This window comes from Staphylococcus caseorum (genome assembly GCF_049943195.1).
GTDB lineage: Bacteria > Bacillota > Bacilli > Staphylococcales > Staphylococcaceae > Staphylococcus > Staphylococcus equorum_A.
The window spans coordinates 60,672-82,187 of sequence record NZ_JBNFUA010000002.1; the positions used below are offsets into that span (position 1 = coordinate 60,672).

23 protein-coding genes and 1 pseudogene are annotated in these 21,516 nt (G+C 32.6%); 6 read left to right on the plus strand and 18 right to left on the minus strand.

What is annotated here, in order from left to right:
• Window positions 1-275 precede the first annotated feature (275 nt).
• From cadD to ACP3TL_RS14745, 4 genes are all read left to right on the plus strand, one after another.
• Complete coding sequence (cadD, locus tag ACP3TL_RS14730; protein WP_002512579.1) at window positions 276-893, plus strand: cadmium resistance transporter CadD; 618 nt, start codon at window positions 276-278, stop codon at window positions 891-893.
• Window positions 894-911: 18 nt separating this feature from the next.
• Window positions 912-1,259, plus strand: a complete 348-nt coding sequence (locus ACP3TL_RS14735) for an ArsR/SmtB family transcription factor (protein WP_002508637.1) — start codon at window positions 912-914, stop codon at window positions 1,257-1,259.
• A gap of 167 nt (window positions 1,260-1,426) precedes the next feature.
• Window positions 1,427-1,834, plus strand: a complete 408-nt coding sequence (locus ACP3TL_RS14740; RefSeq protein WP_285324567.1) for an HTH domain-containing protein — start codon at window positions 1,427-1,429, stop codon at window positions 1,832-1,834.
• Between the two features lie 775 nt (window positions 1,835-2,609).
• Window positions 2,610-3,029, plus strand: a complete 420-nt coding sequence (locus tag ACP3TL_RS14745) for a plasmid mobilization protein (RefSeq protein WP_069827550.1) — start codon at window positions 2,610-2,612, stop codon at window positions 3,027-3,029.
• 1,397 nt (window positions 3,030-4,426) lie between these two features.
• On the opposite strand, the gene ACP3TL_RS14750 is transcribed toward ACP3TL_RS14745, so the two are convergent.
• A complete protein-coding gene (locus ACP3TL_RS14750; RefSeq protein WP_040762886.1) occupies window positions 4,427-5,386 on the minus strand; it encodes an IS30 family transposase in 960 nt (319 codons plus the stop codon).
• Between the two features lie 243 nt (window positions 5,387-5,629).
• Between ACP3TL_RS14750 and ACP3TL_RS14755 the strand changes: the two genes are divergently transcribed.
• A complete protein-coding gene (locus ACP3TL_RS14755) occupies window positions 5,630-6,547 on the plus strand; it encodes an ABC transporter substrate-binding protein (RefSeq protein WP_426406565.1) in 918 nt (305 codons plus the stop codon).
• 151 nt (window positions 6,548-6,698) lie between these two features.
• On the opposite strand, the gene hisIE is transcribed toward ACP3TL_RS14755, so the two are convergent.
• The 11 genes from hisIE to ACP3TL_RS14810 form a co-directional block, all read right to left on the minus strand.
• Window positions 6,699-7,328: a bifunctional phosphoribosyl-AMP cyclohydrolase/phosphoribosyl-ATP diphosphatase HisIE gene (gene hisIE, locus ACP3TL_RS14760; RefSeq protein ID WP_069817068.1), complete on the minus strand. Its 630-nt coding sequence runs from the start codon at window positions 7,326-7,328 to the stop codon at window positions 6,699-6,701.
• Window positions 7,325-8,083, minus strand: coding sequence for an imidazole glycerol phosphate synthase subunit HisF (gene hisF, locus ACP3TL_RS14765; RefSeq protein ID WP_069832715.1), 759 nt, complete (start codon window positions 8,081-8,083; stop codon window positions 7,325-7,327). Before hisF ends, hisIE begins: the two co-directional genes overlap by 4 nt.
• The gene (hisA, locus tag ACP3TL_RS14770) at window positions 8,080-8,784 is read right to left on the minus strand and encodes a 1-(5-phosphoribosyl)-5-((5-phosphoribosylamino)methylideneamino)imidazole-4-carboxamide isomerase (protein WP_069832714.1); all 705 of its coding nucleotides are present in this window, start codon (window positions 8,782-8,784) and stop codon (window positions 8,080-8,082) included. Before hisA ends, hisF begins: the two co-directional genes overlap by 4 nt.
• The gene (hisH, locus tag ACP3TL_RS14775) at window positions 8,781-9,356 is read right to left on the minus strand and encodes an imidazole glycerol phosphate synthase subunit HisH (protein WP_301524307.1); all 576 of its coding nucleotides are present in this window, start codon (window positions 9,354-9,356) and stop codon (window positions 8,781-8,783) included. Before hisH ends, hisA begins: the two co-directional genes overlap by 4 nt.
• A complete protein-coding gene (gene hisB / locus ACP3TL_RS14780; protein WP_002506731.1) occupies window positions 9,353-9,931 on the minus strand; it encodes an imidazoleglycerol-phosphate dehydratase HisB in 579 nt (192 codons plus the stop codon). Before hisB ends, hisH begins: the two co-directional genes overlap by 4 nt.
• On the minus strand, window positions 9,909-10,913 hold the full coding sequence (locus tag ACP3TL_RS14785; protein ID WP_285324566.1) for a pyridoxal phosphate-dependent aminotransferase: 1,005 nt from the start codon (window positions 10,911-10,913) through the stop codon (window positions 9,909-9,911). The genes hisB and ACP3TL_RS14785 overlap by 23 nt, the downstream gene beginning before the upstream one ends.
• Window positions 10,906-12,168 (minus strand): histidinol dehydrogenase, encoded by a 1,263-nt coding sequence (gene hisD / locus ACP3TL_RS14790; protein WP_394802278.1) that lies wholly within the window; start codon window positions 12,166-12,168, stop codon window positions 10,906-10,908. Before hisD ends, ACP3TL_RS14785 begins: the two co-directional genes overlap by 8 nt.
• Window positions 12,158-12,775: an ATP phosphoribosyltransferase gene (gene hisG / locus ACP3TL_RS14795; RefSeq protein WP_002506734.1), complete on the minus strand. Its 618-nt coding sequence runs from the start codon at window positions 12,773-12,775 to the stop codon at window positions 12,158-12,160. The genes hisD and hisG overlap by 11 nt, the downstream gene beginning before the upstream one ends.
• A 35-nt stretch (window positions 12,776-12,810) precedes the next feature.
• Window positions 12,811-13,770 (minus strand): IS30 family transposase, encoded by a 960-nt coding sequence (locus ACP3TL_RS14800; RefSeq protein ID WP_040762886.1) that lies wholly within the window; start codon window positions 13,768-13,770, stop codon window positions 12,811-12,813.
• 767 nt (window positions 13,771-14,537) lie between these two features.
• Window positions 14,538-14,804 carry a Txe/YoeB family addiction module toxin gene (locus tag ACP3TL_RS14805; RefSeq protein WP_069819203.1) on the minus strand — a complete coding sequence of 89 codons (267 nt, stop codon included), beginning with the start codon at window positions 14,802-14,804 and terminating at the stop codon, window positions 14,538-14,540.
• The gene (locus ACP3TL_RS14810) at window positions 14,805-15,062 is read right to left on the minus strand and encodes a type II toxin-antitoxin system Phd/YefM family antitoxin (protein WP_064209985.1); all 258 of its coding nucleotides are present in this window, start codon (window positions 15,060-15,062) and stop codon (window positions 14,805-14,807) included.
• Between the two features lie 200 nt (window positions 15,063-15,262).
• On the opposite strand from ACP3TL_RS14810, the gene ACP3TL_RS14815 reads away from it, so the two are divergent.
• A complete protein-coding gene (locus ACP3TL_RS14815; RefSeq protein ID WP_107389233.1) occupies window positions 15,263-15,355 on the plus strand; it encodes a type I toxin-antitoxin system Fst family toxin in 93 nt (30 codons plus the stop codon).
• A gap of 136 nt (window positions 15,356-15,491) precedes the next feature.
• Here ACP3TL_RS14815 and ACP3TL_RS14820 read toward each other — a convergent pair.
• The 6 genes and pseudogenes from ACP3TL_RS14820 to blaR1 form a co-directional block, all read right to left on the minus strand.
• A pseudogene (locus ACP3TL_RS14820) lies at window positions 15,492-16,133 on the minus strand (DUF2705 family protein); the annotation flags it as partial.
• Between the two features lie 93 nt (window positions 16,134-16,226).
• Entirely contained in the window at window positions 16,227-17,042 is an 816-nt protein-coding gene (locus tag ACP3TL_RS14825) for an AAA family ATPase (protein WP_002508781.1), read from the minus strand.
• Window positions 17,035-18,477, minus strand: coding sequence for a Mu transposase C-terminal domain-containing protein (locus tag ACP3TL_RS14830; RefSeq protein WP_069819312.1), 1,443 nt, complete (start codon window positions 18,475-18,477; stop codon window positions 17,035-17,037). Before ACP3TL_RS14830 ends, ACP3TL_RS14825 begins: the two co-directional genes overlap by 8 nt.
• Window positions 18,449-19,042, minus strand: coding sequence for a recombinase family protein (locus tag ACP3TL_RS14835; protein ID WP_002508779.1), 594 nt, complete (start codon window positions 19,040-19,042; stop codon window positions 18,449-18,451). Before ACP3TL_RS14835 ends, ACP3TL_RS14830 begins: the two co-directional genes overlap by 29 nt.
• Window positions 19,043-19,305: 263 nt before the next feature.
• Window positions 19,306-19,686 carry a penicillinase repressor BlaI gene (gene blaI, locus ACP3TL_RS14840; protein WP_001284653.1) on the minus strand — a complete coding sequence of 127 codons (381 nt, stop codon included), beginning with the start codon at window positions 19,684-19,686 and terminating at the stop codon, window positions 19,306-19,308.
• On the minus strand, window positions 19,676-21,433 hold the full coding sequence (gene blaR1 / locus ACP3TL_RS14845) for a beta-lactam sensor/signal transducer BlaR1 (RefSeq protein WP_069819194.1): 1,758 nt from the start codon (window positions 21,431-21,433) through the stop codon (window positions 19,676-19,678). Before blaR1 ends, blaI begins: the two co-directional genes overlap by 11 nt.
• Window positions 21,434-21,516: the final 83 nt, after the last annotated feature.

Genomic DNA, 21,516 nt, shown 5'->3' on the forward strand with positions numbered 1-21,516 from the left:
TGATTTTTTAGATTATTTTTTGATTAGTCGTTCTAAAAAAGATTAGACACGCATTTATGCCGAGAAAATTTATTGAAGTTGAGAAGAACCCTTAACTAAACTTGTAGACGAATGTCGGCATAGCGTGAGCTATTAAGCCGACCATTCGACAAGTTTTGGGATTGTTAAGGGTTCCGAGGCTCAACGTCAATAAAGCAATTGGAATAAAGCACCTATGATTATTTAAAAATATTAGTTATAATACATTCAAAAATATTTTTGAATGAGGTGTATGTATGATTCAAACGGTTGTCACTGCTGCTGTTCTTTATATTGCTACAGCAGTTGATTTATTAGTAATTTTATTAATATTTTTTGCTAGAGCAAAGACTAGAAAAGAATATAGAGATATTTATATTGGTCAATATGTAGGATCTGTGACATTGATTGTCGTAAGTTTATTCTTTGCCTTTGTCTTAAATTATGTTCCTGAAAAATGGATATTAGGATTATTAGGGTTAATACCGATTTATTTAGGAATTAAAGTAGCTATTTATGATGATTGTGAAGGAGAAAAGAGAGCTAAAAAAGAATTGAATGAAAAAGGATTGTCTAAATTAGTTGGTACGGTTGCAATTGTTACGATAGCAAGTTGTGGTGCTGATAATATTGGTTTATTTGTTCCGTATTTTGTGACATTAAGTGTTACTAATTTATTAATTACTCTGTTTGTCTTTTTAATTTTAATTTTCTTCTTGGTATTTACTGCACAAAAATTAGCTAATATTCCAGGAGTTGGAGAAATTGTTGAGAAATTTAGTCGTTGGATTATGGCTGTTATTTATATAGCTTTAGGTTTATTTATTATTATTGAAAATGACACTATTCAAACAATTTTAGGATTTATATTTTAATTTAGGGTGTGATTTTATATGAGTTATGAAAATGCTTGTGATGTGATCTGTGTACATGAGGATAAAGTTAACAATGCTTTAAGTTTTTTAGAAGATGATAAATCTAAGAAATTACTTAACATTTTAGAAAAAATTTGTGATGAGAAGAAATTGAAAATCATATTATCTTTGATTAAAGAAGATGAGTTGTGTGTTTGTGATATTTCTTTGATATTGAAAATGAGTGTTGCTTCAACTTCACATCATTTAAGGCTTTTATATAAAAATGAGGTACTTGATTTTTATAAAGATGGAAAGATGGCATATTATTTTATTAAAGACGATGAAATAAGAGAGTTTTTCTCTAAAAATCAGGAGGGTTTTTGAAACGAGTGAAACGAGTTTCTTCTTGTCTTGATACTATATAGAAATAGCGTTCTTTTTATGTTTTTTTGATATTGTTTATACGACTATCAATTTGATAACTGTTAAAATCACACTAGGTGGTAAAAAGTTAAAATAGAAGTAGTGAAAAATCAAAAAGGAGATTTTTCATGATGAAAAGTATAAGTCAATTATCGACAGAACTAAATGTATCACGAACAACAATTTGGAATTATTTACAAAACCTACCTCAGAACTTATCAGTAATTAAAGAAAAAAATGTCTATAAAATTGATATAGACGTAGAAAACTTTATAAGAGAGAGACTATTAAAAAAATCAAATGGAGGTTTAAAAGGTAAAGAGAAAGAAATTAACGTTCTTCATATGGAAAAAGATTTACTAAAGAAAAGGATCAAGGAAATTAGAAAAAATAATGAATATCTTAAGAGGGACATTAGTAAGAAAGAAAACTTGATTGAAGATTTGATGATACTCTTCAAACAACAACAAAAACTACAATTAGATGCTAATAAAGAATTGCTTAAATATAAAAGAGAGGAATTAAAGAACAAATAAAAAAACTTTAATTTATGATATTAGTAAGCAGTATTTTATTGTTAGGTTTAAATATTGAATCTGAGCTAACCAACATAGTGTTCGAATTTTATAAATAAATAATGTGAGTAAAAAGTGACCTACATGTATTAAGAATTAATGCAGTAGGTCATTTTTTATTGGAAGTTTGTTAGTGGAGTCTGTAATGATGAAAAATGAAGTTTAACACACATTTGATGAAAGAGAGTAAATTAAGTTTTTAGAGCGTTGAAAATGAATTTATGTTGACTAAGACTTTAACCAAAGGAGTCGCGGAGGAGTCCCGGACAACAGGATAAGGAGAAACAATGCCATTGCCATGGCACCCAGCATAGCTGGGGCACTCTAAACTTATCCTTAAAGACTCTGAACGCTGATATTACAGTATTTATGCATTATGTTTAATGACGGACACAAAGGAATCGATGAAATTTTACATGGCATTTTCGTTGGAAAATTACAATGCTTTTATCCTTTGGGGCGCAAGGGATTTCGAAGCAGGGACTCTTTGGAGTCTCTAGAGACTCCCTAAAGGACTCCTTGTTTCCCTTCTAAATTAAGCAACATTTCATTCTATAATTTGTTAGTAATTACTTAGTTAAATATGGTAAAGTAAAACTAAGTAATTGCTAAGCTAATAACTTGTTAAAATAGATAAGTATTTGCTTAGTTTATTTTTTATAAAAATATTGAGTAATTACTAACTATATTATTGAATGAATAAATGAGTGATTACTTAGTTGTGGAGGGGTCAAAAATGACTAATAAAAGTCATAGAAAAGCTAAAACAATCAATATCAATTTGACTGAAGAAGAATATAAAAAGGTAAAAGCATTAGCAGAAGATAGAGATTTAAATCCAACAGCTTATACACGGCTTGCGGCTTTAGGTAATCGTATCAAACCTACAGTTGTCTATAACACAGATGAGCATACTGAACAGTTAAAAAAAGAAAAACAAAAACTTGAAATGGCTTTAGAGACAAGCGTACCAAAAGAAGATGTTGAGCTTTTAGAAGCACAATGTGAACATTATAAAACTTATATTGATACGTTTAAGCAGTTCTTACAGTATGTACAAGAGGATGCGGAATATATTAATTTGAATGGATATAAAAATGATGAAAAGCTTAAAGAAGATATTAGGGATGCTATTAAATCCTTTTTTGAAAACTGATTTAATTTTTCAAAGATATAAAACATACGAATATAAGTTATATTACATTTTGAAATTTTCGTTCTCATCCCTACGGTTAAAACCGTGGGCTTTCTCATTCACTAAATTCTGTAATTTTCCCTAGTTATAAATTCGATTATTTTAGATGAAGATGACGAAAAAAGAGCTAGTAATTCTATTTCAATGACTGATTTAGATAACGCACCAAGTGAAAGTACAGACATTTCAAATACTGATATTGAAAATATAAGAAACGATACTGTAGATGTGTAAAATTATATAGTGAAATAGAATAAGAAAATGATATTCAAGAAGGACTAAAAGCTCAGCAAAAACAACTTAATCATTTTAGTACTGATAAAATTTATGAATTATCATCAATAAGTAGTAAGACTGGAATCAAATCAAACGACAAACCAAAATAGGAAGGACCATTTTATTATGGTAGTGCCTAGAAAAATTAAACAAATAGAAGGTATATAAAAGAAACTAAATCAGTTATATAAAAACATTAACTTTGAAGAATTGAATTATGGAGAAGTTAAAATTGATGAAAATTCAAACTTTATATTAGATAAAGAAAACGAAATAATACGTTATAAAGAAGATTATCTATCACAACAAATTACTGAGAAAATGATCAATTCATAAAACAGTTAATCAATGACGATGATACAAACAAATCAATAACTAATGACAATAATAAAGGTAACCAAATAAATGAAGATATAAATACATTTATTTAAACATTAAGTGTTCAGTTAAAATATTTAACTGAACACTTTTTTATTCTGGTACCGTTAATGTATCAACATAAGTTACTACATAAAAATAATTTCAAAGGTTAATTTAAGACGAATAAATTATGTAAATAATACATGTTAAGTATTTCACAAATAGTCGTTAATTTAAATAAAATACATAAAATCCAGACTCCTTTAGGGAGTCTATAACGACTCTAAAGAGTCCTCGTTTTTAAACCTCTTGTGGGACAAGGGATATGCCGTTCGATAAATTCTCATAAAAATGCCATGTAAAAATATACAAGATCTATTGTTGTCGCGTTATAAATTATTATATAAACACTATCACATCAGCATTTATAGTGTTAAAGGATATGTTTAGAGAACCCCAGCTATGCTGGGTGCCATGGCCATGGCATTGTTCCTCCTTATCCTGTTATCAGGGAGTCTAAAAGGAGTCGCTGATATATTTAATAGGTAAGAATAAACAATATAAGTTGTTCTATTAATTACCATTAATATAATGTTATAAGTTTTATATTAATAAACTTTAAGCATCTTAATTGAGTTCGTTTATTAATAAACAACCAATTAATGTATATAAAATGTGACGCTAATTAAGAACGTTAGATATACTTTAATAAACTTCGTTTGTCAAAATAAGCTAGACAGTTTACCTACATCCATGTAACTCATAAATACTTCCAACGGGGTTTGATAATTCAATGACTTTCTGGGGATATGGTTCCTTCTGGTAGAGACGGAGGAAACAAACCGCTGGTCCACCTGATTGAAATCCATCCCCTTAGGCAATCCATCTGTCCGCAATAACCCATTGGAATGTTCATTCAACCCGCGCTGGGAAGGGGTGCCCGGATCAGCGAAATAGATGGAAAGATCATTCTGATTACTGATTGACCGCCAATTCGAGAATTCTTTGCCACAATCGAATGTAATGGATTTGAACAGGTTTCTGGGCACCTGATGACACCATGTGTTGAGCGTGGTTTCGATATCCTTCGCTGTTCTGCCTTCGGGTTTTAGCGTGATGATGGCTTTTGACAGGCGTTCAACCAATGTAATGATGGCACTTTTATGGTGGACACCGACAATCGTGTCGCCTTCAAGATGACCAAATTCTTCGTTGAATGCCGGATAATCCGTCTCTCTTTCAGAAATGTTCCGTTTGAATGTCTGTCTGCCCCGGCGTTCCTTATGACCGTTTGGTTTTCGCTTGCCTTTCATCGGCAGTGTAGAAATATCAAACTGCTGACGTTTGAATAGCCGGTACAGTGTCCGTCCCGAACAATTAATTGGGTGTTCCTCGCGACCAGTAATCACATCGGGGGTCCAGCCCTGAGCGACTTTTTCTTCAACATAGAGATGTTGATCGGCGGGTAGTACAGTCTGTTTTCTACCACAGCGTTTCTTGTTCTGCTTATAGCGCTTGTAATAATCCAGTGCCGTGTGCCCGTCTTTCAGAAAAGTCACCACATTGTGCACTGTTTGACGGGCCCGGCCCATCTGTCTTGAAATCTTTGTGACAGAGCTATTTTGATGGAAATAGGCTTCTATTATTATCAATTCATCCGTGCTAAGATGGGTGTAGGTCATTCGTGATCACTCCTATGATTTCTTTGGTTGGAAATTAATTTTGAGTGTATCACGAGTGGCTTTTCTTATGTGTCTAGCTTAATTTTACAATCGGCGATATCAAAAGATAATTAAAAGAGCAGTAATTTTATTTATCCTATTAAATAAAGTATATATTTATTTCTTGTAAAAGTATAATTAAATTGCAATTGATAATCAATTCAATTATAATGAAGGTAGTATACAATGGGAGAGGTTATTAATTTGAAAAAAATACTATGTTTAATGTTATGTTTTATAATATTTTTAGCGGCATGTAGTAGTGGCAATGAATCTAATAAATCAGATGCAAAAGATGATAAGGGTATGAAATCTTATACTACTGAGGATGGTAGTAAAGTTAAAATACCTAAAAATCCGAAGAGAGTCTTAGTTTTAACAGCAAATTACGGGAACTTAAAAAAACTAGGTGTTAAACCTGTTGGTATTACGAATGTATTTCCAGACTCTAAGTATTTAGACATGGGGGAAGTTAAGAAAATTAATCCAGAAAATGTAGAAGCTGCTGCTAAGTTGAAACCAGATTTGATTATTACATATAAAGAAAATAAAAATAATAAAAAATTATCTAAAATAGCACCAACAGTACCTATAAAAGTACAAAATATGGACTATAAAGATACTCATATTGAAATTGGTAAGTTAGTAAACAAAGAAAGCAAAGCTAAGAAACAAGCTGATGAACTATCTAAAAAGTTAGCAAAAGATGGTGAAGAAATTAAAAAAGCCATTGGGGAAGATAAAACTTTTTCAATTATGGATATTCAAGCAAAAGATATTTATCAATTTGGACCTAGGTTTGGACGAGGCAGTGAAGCAATTTACGAAGGGTTTAAACTAAAAGAAGATCCTGAAGCTAAAGAAGCGATGCCAAAAGAAAAATTCATGAAAGTACCTAAAGAAAAATTCAATGACTATTCAGGCGATTATTTACTTTTACCAACAAAAGATGGTGGGAAACTGAACAATGAATTTGTTAAGTCGAACATATGGCATAATAACGAAGCTGTACAAAATGACAATGTGATTTATTATTCAATGGATGAAGCCATTTATGCTGATTTGATCTCAGTAGAAAAACAAGCAGAATTTTTCAAAAAAGAACTTTTGAAAAACAAATAAAATATAAAGTGAAAGAGAGCGGAAATATGAAATCAAATTTTGATTTCTGTACCGCTCTCTTTTTTATGATTTAAAATCGAATGGTAGCAATCAACTTGCTACGTTATCAAAATTAAATAGGATTCACGTCGAAGTAAAGTAAGTGTTGTTTTTACCAATTGTCTATATCATTACGTTCGCCTTTGAAGTTATTTGAGGTCTGATGACGTTGTGCTAATACAGCTTCGACGTCTTCAAATTTAATATTTAAAGCATGTAATAATACGAATAGATGGTACATTAAATCTGCAGTTTCATTTGTCACTTCATGACGATCAGACTTCATCGCGCCAATAACAACTTCAAACGATTCCTCACCAAATTTTTTGGTAATTTTTTCAAGACCTTCATTTAACAAATATTGTGTATATGAGTTCTCTTTATTGGATTGTGCACTTGAAGTTACAGTTTGTTCTAATTGTTGGATATTAAAAGGAACGTCGGTATTAAAGCAACTTTGGCTCCCAGTATGGCAAGTTGGACCATTTGGCACAACATCGATGAGTAGTGTATCTTGATCGCAGTCTAAATGAATATTTTTAACTACTTGCGTGTGTCCAGAAGATTCGCCTTTGGTCCACAAACGTTCTTTAGAGCGAGAATAGAAACAAACAATGCCATCTGCTAAAGTTTTGTTATATGCTGCTTCGTTCATATAGCCAAGCATGAGCACTTGTTTTGTATCAACATCTTGCAAAATTGCTGGTAAGAGTCCTTTACTAAAATCAGGTTGTTGTGTCATCTAATGGGAATACCTCCTTGTGCCATCGTTTGTTTTATTTCATCTACAGTGGTTTCTTTATCGTGTAATATACTTGCCGCAAGACCTGCAGAGACATCTGTTTGTTTAAATAAATCAACAAAGTGATCTGGTTTTCCGCCACCACCTGAAGCAATGACAGGAATATTTACAAGTTGTTCAATGTCATGTAAATGTTTCACATCAAAGCCTTGTTTCATACCATCGTGTGTCATGCTTGTGATGAGTAGTTCACCTGCGCCTAATGCTTCTACTTCTTGGACCCAATCATATACACGCTTATCAGTACGTTGTTTACCACCGTGAGTATAACAATAATAGTCGTTCAGTTCGTCATCATAATTGCTATCAATAGCGATACAAATGCACTGACTTCCAAACTTTTCACTCGCTTGTTTAATGAACTCTGGATTTTTAAGTGCGCTTGAATTCAGTGAAACTTTGTCTGCACCATGATTAAGTAATTGTGAGATATCATCTAAAGTAGCGATCCCGCCGCCAACCGTAAGTGGAATAAATAATTTTTCGGCAGTTTCCTCAATGACATCAAGTACAAGATCATGACCTGCTTCAGTTCGAGAAATATCTAAAAAGACAAGCTCATCTGCACCTTGGTCATTGTAATAAAGTGCATAGTCTACTGGATTGCCAATATCTCGTAACCCTTTAAATTGAACCCCTTTAACTACGCGACCATCTTTTACATCTAAACAGGGGATAATTCTCTTTTTAATCATGATAATCCCTCCCAAAAATCAGCATTGTGCGCTGCTTTACCGACGATTGCAGCATAGACGCCTAGTGATTCTAACTGTGTTAAGTCTTGTTGGTTTCGTATACCACCTGAAGCGACAATTTGTTTGTCAGATGCTTCAACTAATTGTCCTGTTATTTCAAAGTTAGGTCCTTCAAGTCGACCATCTTTAGAAATGTCTGTATAAATAATGCCACCAAGTGGAAAGTGTTCGATTTTGTTAACTAAATCAAATAGATCTAGTTGAGCGTCTTGTTCCCAACCATTGATTTTTACATCACGACGATAAGCATCAACAGAAATGTATATACGATTTGGATACTGATTTGCCATTTGTTCTAACCATGCTAAATCTTGAATCCCTTTCGTACCAACAATACAATAATCAATACCGTCATTGAAATATGCTTCTATTGTGTCGATGCTTCTAATACCACCACCAACTTCCATTGGTTTGTCAGTAAGTTGTCTTAACTCTTTTATATAATTTCTTTCAATAGATGATTGCTGTTTTGCGCCGATTAAATCGACAATGTGAATACGATCAACACACTTAAACTGGTTATAAAATTTGATGCTTTCTTCAGCGCTACGTGGCATTTTTTCTTCTGAATCATATTTACCTTCAGTTAGTCGCACACTTGTAGCATTGATTAAATCAATTGCTGGCCAGAGTTTAATCATAATAAGAAACCGCCTTTCAATGCTTGGTTGAGTATTGCTAATCCATCGGCTCCACTTTTTTCTGGATGAAATTGAATGCCGATATAGTGTTTATATTGAACAATTGCTGGAATGGGATCACCGTATTCAGCGAAAGCTACAACATGTTCAGACATTTCAGCTTGATATGAATGTACGAAGTATACATCTTGTGCCAATTGAGGGTGGTTGCTAATTAAATTATTCCAGCCTAAATGTGGCACAGGATAGGGTGTTTGAATCGGAACAATATTTCCTGGGAAAAGTTTTAAACCTTCAACATTTCCTTCTGCACTCCAATCGTATAAGAGTTGCATGCCAAGACAGATGCCTATAATTGGTTTATCTGTAATTGACTGTAACACTGTTGCTAAACCACGTGTTTGAATCGCTTGCATTGCATCTTTAAAATGACCCACACCAGGTAATATGATGATATCTGCAGCTTCTATTTCACTTTGCTTATCTGTCAGTATCGTTTTATAGCCTAAATGTTCGACTGCACGTTGTACATTTTTAATATTTCCTAGACCGTAGTCTATGATAGCAATCATTCAATCACACCCTTAGAAGAGGGAATGCCTTCTGAATCGTTACTTGCTAAAGCTTCTTTTAGTGCACGTGCAAATGATTTGAATATGCCTTCAATCTCATGGTGCGTATTACCGCCACGTAATAAATCGATATGTGTTGTTAATCGTGCATTAATCACTAATGCACGAAAGAATTCATCTACAAGTTCCGTATCAAAGGTACCTACTTTTTCTTTACTTAAGTCTGCATTAAATGATAAATACGGACGGCCGCTGATATCTATAACTGAGCGTGCAAGTGTTTCATCCATAGGAATATAACTTACGCCATAGCGTTGAAAGCTTTTGCGTTCTTTAACTAATTCTAATAATAATTGACCAAGTACGATACCAATATCTTCAGTCACATGGTGATCATCGACTTCCGTATCACCATTCGCTTCTATTGTAATTGACAATTTGCTGTGAAAAGTAAAGAGGGTAAGCATATGATCTAGAAAACCCACACCCGTATCAATTTTACTTGTACGTTGATCATCTGCAAGTGAAATACTTAATTGTGTTTCGGCAGTGTTACGTGTTTTTTGATAAATCATATTGAGACCTCCAATTTTTAATGATTGCTGCTAATTCATCTAACTGTTCATCTGTAGCTATAGAATAACGAACATAATCAGCCATTTCGTTTTCGTCATAGACTCTAGGTAGGAAACCGTGCGCTTTAATAAATGCGCCCAAACTTTGTGCTGCAGTTCCTTTTGTTAAAACAAAGTTCGTCGAGGAAGGAAATACGACCATGATATCTGATACTAAGTCATCAAACATATTGCGTAATTTTATAGCAAGTTGTCTTTGATGATTTATAAAATTGTTCAGCATTTCTGTATGTTCAAACATATATAAAGCAATATGCAATGTAATTGTGTTTAATGGGTAAGGGTGTTCAATCCTTTTAATTTCTTGTATTGTTTCGGACGTACTAATAAGCATGCCTAATCTTAAGCCAGCGATGCCAAATGCTTTTGAAAGTGTACGCATTTGTAAAATGTGGGGCTGCATTTCTATTTGATAAGTATTACCAAAATTTAAATAAGCCTCATCTATGATGAAATAACCACCTAATGTTTTCATTTTATCTCCAATTGCTTTTAAGAACGTCAGGCTATATTGCTTGCCTGACGGATTGTGCGGATTACTCATGATAAAGAACGCTGGCTGAACTTCATCTATACGTTGCAAAATACGTTCCAAATCGAATGATAAATCTGGTTCAGCATTTACAAATTCAATTGGGCGATCAACTTGATAAGCATAGGCTTGATACATGAAAAAATCTGGGTTCAATGTAAGTGCTGGGCCTTCTGGCATAATCAGCATTAATTTTTGAATTAATTCATCAGAACCATTACCTGCAATAATTTGCTCAGCTGAAAGATTATAATAATTTGCGTAAGCTGCTTTAAAACGTTCATACTCGTCATCTGGATAGAAATTAAATGTTGCTTCCTGAATAATTGTTGCCAATTGTGAATCAGATAATGGACGAAGTGGACTTTCATTTTTGTTGATTCTAATCATTACGTGGCTCCTTTGGTGATCTGATTTCTATAGATTGTTCATGGTTAAAAAGTTGTTCTGTATGAGCGAGCTTACGTGCAGAACCTTCAATTTTTTCAAATGTAGATTCAGATAAATCAATCACAGAATGACGTGTTAAAAAGTCATTAACGGATAGACCATTGGTAAATCTCGCAGTTTGATTGGTCGGTAAGACATGACTCGGTCCCGCTACATAATCACCGATAACTTCTGGAGAATAATGTCCTAAGAATAGTGCGCCCACATAACGCACATGATTTAGATAATCACGTGGTGAAGCTGTTTGAATTGATGCGTGTTCTGGGGCGATTTGATTCATTAAATCACATGCTTCATTAAAATTATCTACTGAAATTAAAAAATGATTGTTTGTTAAGCTTGCTTCAACGATAGGCTGACGTTCTATTTGGCTTAAAGTTTGTTGGATGCGTTGTTCGAGTTGTTGTAATAACGCTTTATTTTCACTAATCACAAACGTTCTCGCAAGTTCATCATGTTCTGCTTGAGCAAATACATCGTAAGTTACAGCATCTAAATCAGCCGTCTCATCTATGATTAAGGCGATTTCACTTGGACCAGCAATTTGATCAATACCTACTTGACCGAAGAGGTATTTTTTTGCGTAGGCAACATACTGATTGCCGGGACCTACAATTTTATCTACTTTTGGAATTGTTTCTGTACCATAAGCAAGCGCTGCGATACTTTGTGCGCCACCAACCTGGAATACTCTATCGACACCTGCAATATAGCAAGCTGCTAAAACAATATCAGGTAGTCCTTGGGCTTGCGGTGGTGTGACAACAAATATATTTTTAACGCCAGCTACCTTAGCTAATGTGACAGTCATTAACACAGTAGAAGGGTAGCTTGCTTTACCGCCCGGTACATATACACCGACACGTTCTAATGGATGATACATTTCATAACATTCATTTGAGCCTTGTTGTGCTGTAGATTTTATAGAAGTTTGATAAGCTTTAATACGTGAGTGACTTTGCTGAAGCGCATCACGTAATGTATCGTCAATGCGATTATAAGCCGTTTCTAAAGCTTCATAAGGAATTTCAAGTTCTGATGTCTCTACGTGATCAAGTTGTTGGTTATAAGCTTTTAAAGCTTGGTCACCTTGAAGCTTTACATTGTCACAAATATCCTTAACTAGAGGATATAACCCTTCATTTAATGCGGATTGATTTAAATAGTCCTTTAAAAATGTAGCTTTATTTATAATCAATGAGAGACACCTCCAATGTTTGTATAAAATCGTCTATTTCGGCTGATTTTTTAAAATAAGATTGTTTATTTGTAATTAATTTGGCATTAATGTTTTTAATTGTATCTTTTTCAACTAGGCCATTCGATTTTAAAGTGGTACCTGTTTGGACGATATCTACAATACCATCGACCATATCGACTAAACATGCCAATTCGATAGAACCAGATAGTTTTACTAATTCTACGTCTAATCCTTGAGCTTCAAAATATTTTCTAGCTGTTTTAGTATAAGAGGTAGCTACCTTCGTAAAAGTTGTTGTATCTGGTTTAGCTGCTAATGCAAAGTGACAAGCACCAAAAGGCAAATCAAGTAAATTATTGATTGTGTAATTACCTTCTTCTAAAATGTCACTACCTACGATGCCTACATCTGCAACGCCCTGTTCGACATAAATAGGTACATCGCTCCCTTTAACTAAAACAAATTGGATTTCTCCTACAGAGATGAGTAACTGACGCTCTCTCTGTTCCAATGCGCGTACAAGTTCTTGTTCATTTACTTCATTCAAATAAGCAATGAAGCTTTTTAGTAATCTTCCTTTCGCTAAAGCTACAGTAAGCATGATGTTCTCTCCCTTTTTAATTAAAGCTTCGTTTGTCAAAATAAGCTAGACAGTTTACCTACATCCATGTAACTCATAAATACTTCCAACGGGGTTTGATAATTCAATGACTTTCTGGGGATATGGTTCCTTCTGGTAGAGACGGAGGAAACAAACCGCTGGTCCACCTGATTGAAATCCATCCCCTTAGGCAATCCATCTGTCCGCAATAACCCATTGGAATGTTCATTCAACCCGCGCTGGGAAGGGGTGCCCGGATCAGCGAAATAGATGGAAAGATCATTCTGATTACTGATTGACCGCCAATTCGAGAATTCTTTGCCACAATCGAATGTAATGGATTTGAACAGGTTTCTGGGCACCTGATGACACCATGTGTTGAGCGTGGTTTCGATATCCTTCGCTGTTCTGCCTTCGGGTTTTAGCGTGATGATGGCTTTTGACAGGCGTTCAACCAATGTAATGATGGCACTTTTATGGTGGACACCGACAATCGTGTCGCCTTCAAGATGACCAAATTCTTCGTTGAATGCCGGATAATCCGTCTCTCTTTCAGAAATGTTCCGTTTGAATGTCTGTCTGCCCCGGCGTTCCTTATGACCGTTTGGTTTTCGCTTGCCTTTCATCGGCAGTGTAGAAATATCAAACTGCTGACGTTTGAATAGCCGGTACAGTGTCCGTCCCGAACAATTAATTGGGTGTTCCTCGCGACCAGTAATCACATCGGGGGTCCAGCCCTGAGCGACTTTTTCTTCAACATAGAGATGTTGATCGGCGGGTAGTACAGTCTGTTTTCTACCACAGCGTTTCTTGTTCTGCTTATAGCGCTTGTAATAATCCAGTGCCGTGTGCCCGTCTTTCAGAAAAGTCACCACATTGTGCACTGTTTGACGGGCCCGGCCCATCTGTCTTGAAATCTTTGTGACAGAGCTATTTTGATGGAAATAGGCTTCTATTATTATCAATTCATCCGTGCTAAGATGGGTGTAGGTCATTCGTGATCACTCCTATGATTTCTTTGGTTGGAAATTAATTTTGAGTGTATCACGAGTGGCTTTTCTTATGTGTCTAGCTTAATTTTACAATCGGCGAAATCAAATAACTACATTTTTATTTTTGATTTATTAAATGCAATTAAACTTAGTTATAAGTTAATGCAGGAGGTTTAGTTTTTGAAATACTAATTAAATGTTATAAAAAAGAGGAATCTATACATAATATAAATTCCTCTAAAGATATTTGAAATATACGTTATTAACTTACTGCATCTTTTATATCACTTGTAGGTAAAAGAGAACTATATTAATAGTTCCCTAAATAATTTCATCAATTCGTTACATTTGTTTTACTGCATCATTTTTAAAATTAACACTCATATATGAATGGAAACCACTTTTTATTTTTCTGATTATAACATATGGTTTTGTTATATTTATTTTATCCAACCAATTTAGTAATGATATATAATCAAATACATCAACATGATTAATTAATCTTTCATATCTTAAATTTCGATTTATTATTTACTAAGTGATTATTTAGTAATAAAGACCAAAAAAATAACCATTCCCAACTTTTGACCGAGTAGGTAGAATAGTTATTCATTAATTTACTGACAAGCCACCGTCTTTTTAACGGGATCATTAGGGCAGCATACATTAGTATGTTGTCCTTTTTCTATACAAATTAATAATAATATTGTATTACATAAATCCCAATATGCTATTTTAATATATAACCCATAACTAAAAATTAGCTGCTTTTATTCATAATGTGACCATGCAGAAAGGATAAAAACTTCCTTATCATCTTCATCAACTGCGTAAACCACTCTATGTTGATGGTTTATTCTTCTTGAATAGCGCCCTAAGTGTTTAGGTTGCAACTTTTCAAAAGATTGGCTCGGAAAATAAGGGTCTTCTTTTAACGTGTCTACAATTTTTAAGAATTGTGTTTTCAACTGTGATTGTTTAAATTTCTTTAAATCAGATTTTGCTGAATTTTTAATAGCAATACTGTAATTATCCATTTAGAGGTTATCCCAGTCTAAATCATCAACGTTAGTGTAGCCACTGTTATCCTTTTCACGCTCTCGTACTTTATCCATAGTCCCTGTTGTTTCAAGATATAACGTTTCTTGAATACTATCCCAATCTTTCTGACTTATGATTACGGCGTTATTTTCACTCTTAGAACTGCTTATAATAACGGGTTCGTGGCTATCATTAACTTGTTTAAGTAGTTCATAGAATTCTTTTCTCGCATTAGTAGGCGTTTTAATATTCATTATTAGTCACGTCCTTTCTTTATTCTATATTATAACGTACTTAAAAACGTACGTAAAGTTATGGCCTATAATGGGGTATAAGTTTGATTTTTACATAATTCAACTTATCGGAAGTGCATATGCTTAACAATTCACAAATGATATAATAACAGAGTCGTCTTAACTTCCGGCGATATATTCGACGGAAGGAGGTGAGACCAGTGGAACTACTTTTTGTTAGTATAATTGCACCTGTTGTTTCAGGATGCATAATTGCGGGTTTTACGTTTTGGCTAAACAACCGCAATAAATAATAAGGCGACATAGCCCACCAAAAAAACCCCCAACCTATTCCAGTAGGTTGGGGGTTCGGTGTTCCAATGGAACTACTTTTTGTTAAATACATTATAACATCATAGTGGTTAGGAATGCAAAATCGCATATCTAAAATTATACATTTTTCTTTTTAAAAGCGAAAATAACTAATGCTAAAAAGATAATAATATAAACAATGTTCCCAATATATAGTTCATGTAACTCTAGTTTAGTCATTTTTTTGAATACTTCGTTATCTAATACTTGTGTACTTAAATTTAACATGTTGATAGGATTCCATTTTAACCATTCCCATTGAGCAATTGCCGCAAAGAGTATGCCTGAAATAACAGAAGAAGCAAAGTAGAAGACAATTCCTACAGCAATCGAAACACCTGGTGATTTTAAAAGGCAAGAAATTAATAATGTTAAACTCAATATTAACCACATACCAATATAAGTAGCTAAAGCAGTTAACAAGTGCTCTTGTAACAGTGATAAATTGTCACCAGATTGTTTTAAAATATCCATATCAGAAAATAGCACTAATTTTAAACCTAAGCTTATCAAAGTAGTAACAATAAATAATACTAATGAATAAATAAATAAAGCGCTAAATTTACTTAAAATAATACTCATTCTTGAGTAGTTTCTATAAAGTAAGTTCTTAATTGTACCATAGTGGAATTCCATAGTGATTATGGTTGCTGCTTGAATAATCATTAAGAAGAAGATCCAAGAAAATCCTGTATACCCTTGTTTGAACTGTGATTCTGGCTTAAGTTGTCACTTTACTTGGTATATGAGAATAATTTCACTTAATAAATGAGAAAAAGCAGCGTACTTTAATATGGTACGTTGCTTTTTCTATTATCGTATACCTATGACCAAACTGTCTCTTGCTGTTTCTACAACCTCGGTGCTGATTTTATCTAAGCCATTTATATCCATAATTCTATCTATCTGCGCAAACAAGCGATGAATAAGTCTAAAATTACCCTTAGTGATTTTAATAATAGTTGTTATAGCTTCATAGTCAGTGAAGTCTTCAAGTTTTAAATCAACTCCTAGATCTTGCCACTTATACTCTAATATATGATGTGTTTCATCTTTGCTTAAATTATCGAATTCATGTGCAAAACCTATACGAGAATATAGTTGAGGATAACGAGATAGTTTTTTCTCAATACCTGGCATACCAATGAATACCATTGCTAGGTCACGTTCATCATAGATAGATCTTAATTGCTCTAAATGTTGCACTTTAAGTCTATCAATTTCGTCTATTATAATGAGTTCAATGTCTTGGAATGCATCACTAAAATTTTCACTATGTTCATGCTCGTATTTATTTAAAACATGTAATTTTTGACCCAAATCAATACTTCCATTAATACTGTGTAAGTCACTACTCAATCTTGTTTGCTTTTCTGCTGGTGCAGTATAAAATATTTTGTCTACAGATAATATATCGTCCGTTGTTTTATTAGCTAAATCTTTCCAGCCCCTATGGTTAACCTGGTTTTCAATAATATCCCAATTGGTATAATATCGTGAAGATAATGTTTTACCCACACCTGGTTGACCATAACATATACCAATATACTGATATTTAATACAAGCATCACAAAATTCAGCAAATCGTTTGTACTCTTTTGTTTCAATGAACTTCTGTTTTTTAGTCATTATGATACCTCTTTAGCTTTTTGACATTTTTGTCTATCTTGTGAGGTGAATAACTTTGATTTTTTTCTTCTTTTATTAAGTCAGTCGTACTAGGGCTAATAGCGTTTTGTTTCAAGTGCTTTCTTCTCTGACTACGAGCATGTTGTATATCCTTTATATCAATTGAATAATCAGATAAATCAGGAGATATAGCTGTACAAAGGAATTCATCTCTATAAAACACGCGTATTTCAGCCATATCATTGGGATTGTAACGAATCAGTACATATTCACCTACATAAGCTGCTAAATTCGTATTACTATATCTAAATCCTTGAAAATGAATACCATCTGAATGGATTTTTCTAGATTTAGGAATCTCTAGTAAGAGTAAATCGAGTTGTTCTAAACTACTGGGCATATTGGGGAAAAAGAGATTACTATTCCATCGACTTGTTGGTGAACAACCAATAGAACTGTGTTCTTTGTGATTATAGTCTTCAATCAAAAATTGGCGTAATTTTTCTTCGAACTCTTGAAATTCTAGTAAATTTTTAAACTCATCGTTATTGTTTATATATCCAGGAATTTGCTCTAGGAATGTTTGATTGACTGTTTGAAAGAATCTTTCTATTTTTCCACGACCTCGTGGCACGCCAACTTTTGAAAACATTAAATTAATTTTCAAATCAACAGCGACTTGTTCCATATGATGTGAAGTAAAGTCACTTCCATGGTCAGTATAGAACTTTTCAGGAATCCCACATATTGGCCATCTTGTATCACTCTTATTCCAAATAGCTTGATGTAGTGTTAGGGCAGTATTCTTGGCATTAGGACTATCAAATGTTAAAAAGTAGCCTGCAATTGCACGACTATAATCATCCATAATAATGGTTAACCACGGTCTATTGATGTTACCTTTTTGATCTAATATATAGACATCTAGCAAAGTATGGTCGGCTTGCCATATTTCATTTGGTCTTGATGATTCTCTTATTTGTATTAAATCGTACTTATTGTGATAGTATTTTTCACCCTGATGAGAAAAATCAATCACAGATTTAGGCATTGCTTTAATAACACTATAAACTTGTTTATAGCTTGGTGTATCAAAATTATGCTCTTTACAATAATTAGCGATTTTCCTATGAATTGTAGCAATACTATTTCTTTTATTTTTAAGTGCAAGGCGTTCAATTTCATCAATTATCTTTGGTTCTATTTTACGTGTCCCTTTATCGGCTCTTGTCGTATAAATTAGCCCCTTAAGTCCTTGTTCTTTATATAACTTATTCCACCTATAAAGTGTACTTAACGCAATGCCTGTATTTTTAGAAATACTCGATAAGGATTTGTTTCCTAATATAAAAGGTTTAATAACATCGTACTTTTGTATAGCCTCTTTACGCTTGGTTTCAGAAAAATTAGTGAGGTATTTCTCCTTGTTTTTCATCTTCCTTTTCCTCCAATTTATTGAGGTAACGATAAATTGTTGTGCGTGAAACTTGCCATTGTTCTGCAATTGTCTTAATTGGTGTACCATTATCATAAAGTGTTTTGAGTAAATTCAAATCTTGATTGCTTAATTTTTCAGGTCTTCCACCATAACGTCCTCTGGCACGAGCTGCAATTCGACCAGCCGAAGAACGTTCTAAAATTAAGTTACGTTCAAATTCTGCAAACGCTGCGAATAAATGAAATAATAATTGTCCTGTAGAACTTGATTTATCCATAGTTATATTTTCTTCTAAACTATGAAAACTCACGCCTCGTTCGTTAAGTTCATTAACTAATGTGATTAAATCTTCCATGTTACGTCCTAGTCTATCTAGTCTCCAAGCAACAATCGTGTCTCCTGATCTCGCAAATTCAATTGCTTTATCTAAACCAGGCCTTTTACTTTTTGAACCACTAATATGGTCGCTAAATATCTTTTCACAACCATATGCGTTTAATCGATCCTCCTGTAAATTCAAATTTTGTAATCCAGTTGAAACTCTTGCATAACCTATTTTCAAAATACAAACCTCCTATATACATATCCAGTGTACCATAACTTAATTCCAAGGTCTTTTGTGAACATAGATTTTTTGTTGGGTTTTTGAACACACAAATATATGTAATACTCACTTATTTCGACATAAAAAGAGAGTGTACAGAAAATGGTTATTTTCTGTACACTCTCATCTTTAATAATATATTTTAAATGTCATTAACAAAACTAATTTAATAAGAGTCAAGCATAGTTTACATATGTATTATGTTTGAAACATACCTCTAATTACTTTTTACTAATATCATTTAAAATGTCTCGCAATTCTTCAATTTCTTTGTTATTTAATTCTTCATTTTTCGCAAAATTCAGCACTAAACTTTTCATATCCCCTCCATACAGTTTATTAAGAAAGGTTTTAGCAGTTTTCATTTTAATATCGTCTTCTTTAATATTTGATGAGTAAAAATAAATATTCTCTGATTTGTATCGTTTTATAATCTCTTTTTTATATAGTCTTGTGATTAATGTTCTAATCGTTTTATCGCTAACTTCTTTATATTTTTGAATTTCAACTACAATTTCATTAGCTGATACTGATTTTTTATCCCATATTATATTCATAACATCCCATTCAGCCATAGATATTTCAACTTGCTTATTGGCCATTTAAAACACCCATTTCTTTTAATATTTTTTCACTTATTAATTCAGCATTTTTCCCAGACGGCTTTCCATCTGATAAATGTGTAGCAAAATAATACTTATCATGATTTGTAATTACGTAACCTACAAACCACCCATTATTATACTTCCCGTTTACTATACCTGTACCTGTTTTCCCATACAGTTCATACTTTTCATTTTTCTTAATCAATAATGAAGAAGATAATTGATTCTTTGCTTTTTTACTAAAATGGTTATTTTGTTCCATCATATTTTTAAAAACTATTACTTGTTCAAGATTAGATATTTTCAAACTATCTTCCATCCAATAGCTTTTATAACTTCCCAAATTTTCATTACCATAATTTAATTGCTTGAGTTGAGCCGCAGTATAGTTCTTTGGTATTTGATTACTAATACGTTCGAAGTACCAATTAACTGAATTTTGCATTGCTGTATTTAAATCTTGTTCCTTATTCCAAGACTCGAAAGGATAATGTTTATGATTCCATGACATACGTGAATTTTTATCACTTATGATATGACGGTCAAGGCCAAACATCGCTAAATAAATTTTATAAGTTGAATCAGGAGAATATCTTTTTCTACTTTCTTTTTCATTATAAATATAGTATTTGTCTTTCTTCATGCTGTACATGACGAAAGATCCACTATTTGAACCAAAATTTTTACTTTCATCTAAAATTTGGTGATCGTTCTGTAAGGGCTTTTTATAATTATAATCAGTTATGGATTGCCCCATCAAAAACTGGCTTTGAATTACCATGAGCAAAAAAGTAAAAATACAAATAAAAATTAGAATTAATTTGGACTGTTTTTTCAGATTGGCTTCTTTTATATTAATTAATCTTCTTTTGAGTAATGACTTTTTACCATTAAATGAATGGCTTAATATATTTTTATTAAAAAATGGAATATTTAATACGGAGTCCATAATAGATTCCGCATAAGTTTTAAATTCATTTTTGTTAATATTATTAAGGACAAATCTATCGGCTTCTACTTCATTGTCATGAATTATCTTTCTTTTTACAATATGTACTAATGGATTGTAACTCATAATAATAGAGAAGATATTAAAGATAATTAAATGTAAAGTATCTCTATTTTTAGCATGAGCATATTCATGCAATATTATATATTTTAGTCTTTTGTCAATTACACTTTTAAAATATGAACTAGGAATCAAAATAATATATTTCCCATACCAAAAAGTTATTGGAGATTGAATAGTCTCTGCTTTTCGAATCACAATATTTTTTTTATATTGATGGTTGAAAAGTATCGTATCTATTTTATTTTTTTCATTTTCGTTTAGATAAAGTGACTGTTTCTTTAAATATTTAAGATATAATAAGGATTTCAAAAATTTAAAACTTAAAATAATAACTAAAACTATCCAAATAACTGTGCAGATATTATCAATTGAATCCCAATTAAACTTATGGATATCAGTTGTGAACTCTTGAACAGGTTTGGTGGTATTTATGTTATGGTTCAAGTCGTGTGACTTACTTTCAACTGTGGGCGCTTGATTATTCACATTATTAAATTTTATAAAAGAGAATTTAATTGGGATAAAAGGAATTAATCCAGCAAGCACAGTTAGATACCAAACTTTATAATTTAAACTATAATTAAAATAGCGTTTTAATATGTACCTAAAAAATAATAACAATAGAAATATAAAACAAAAGCTTACTACGCTCATTATTAGTAATTTAGCCATTTTGACACCTTCTTTCAAATATTTATAATAAACTAATAATATTACAATTGTAATATTATTAGTTTATAAAGATTACAACTGTA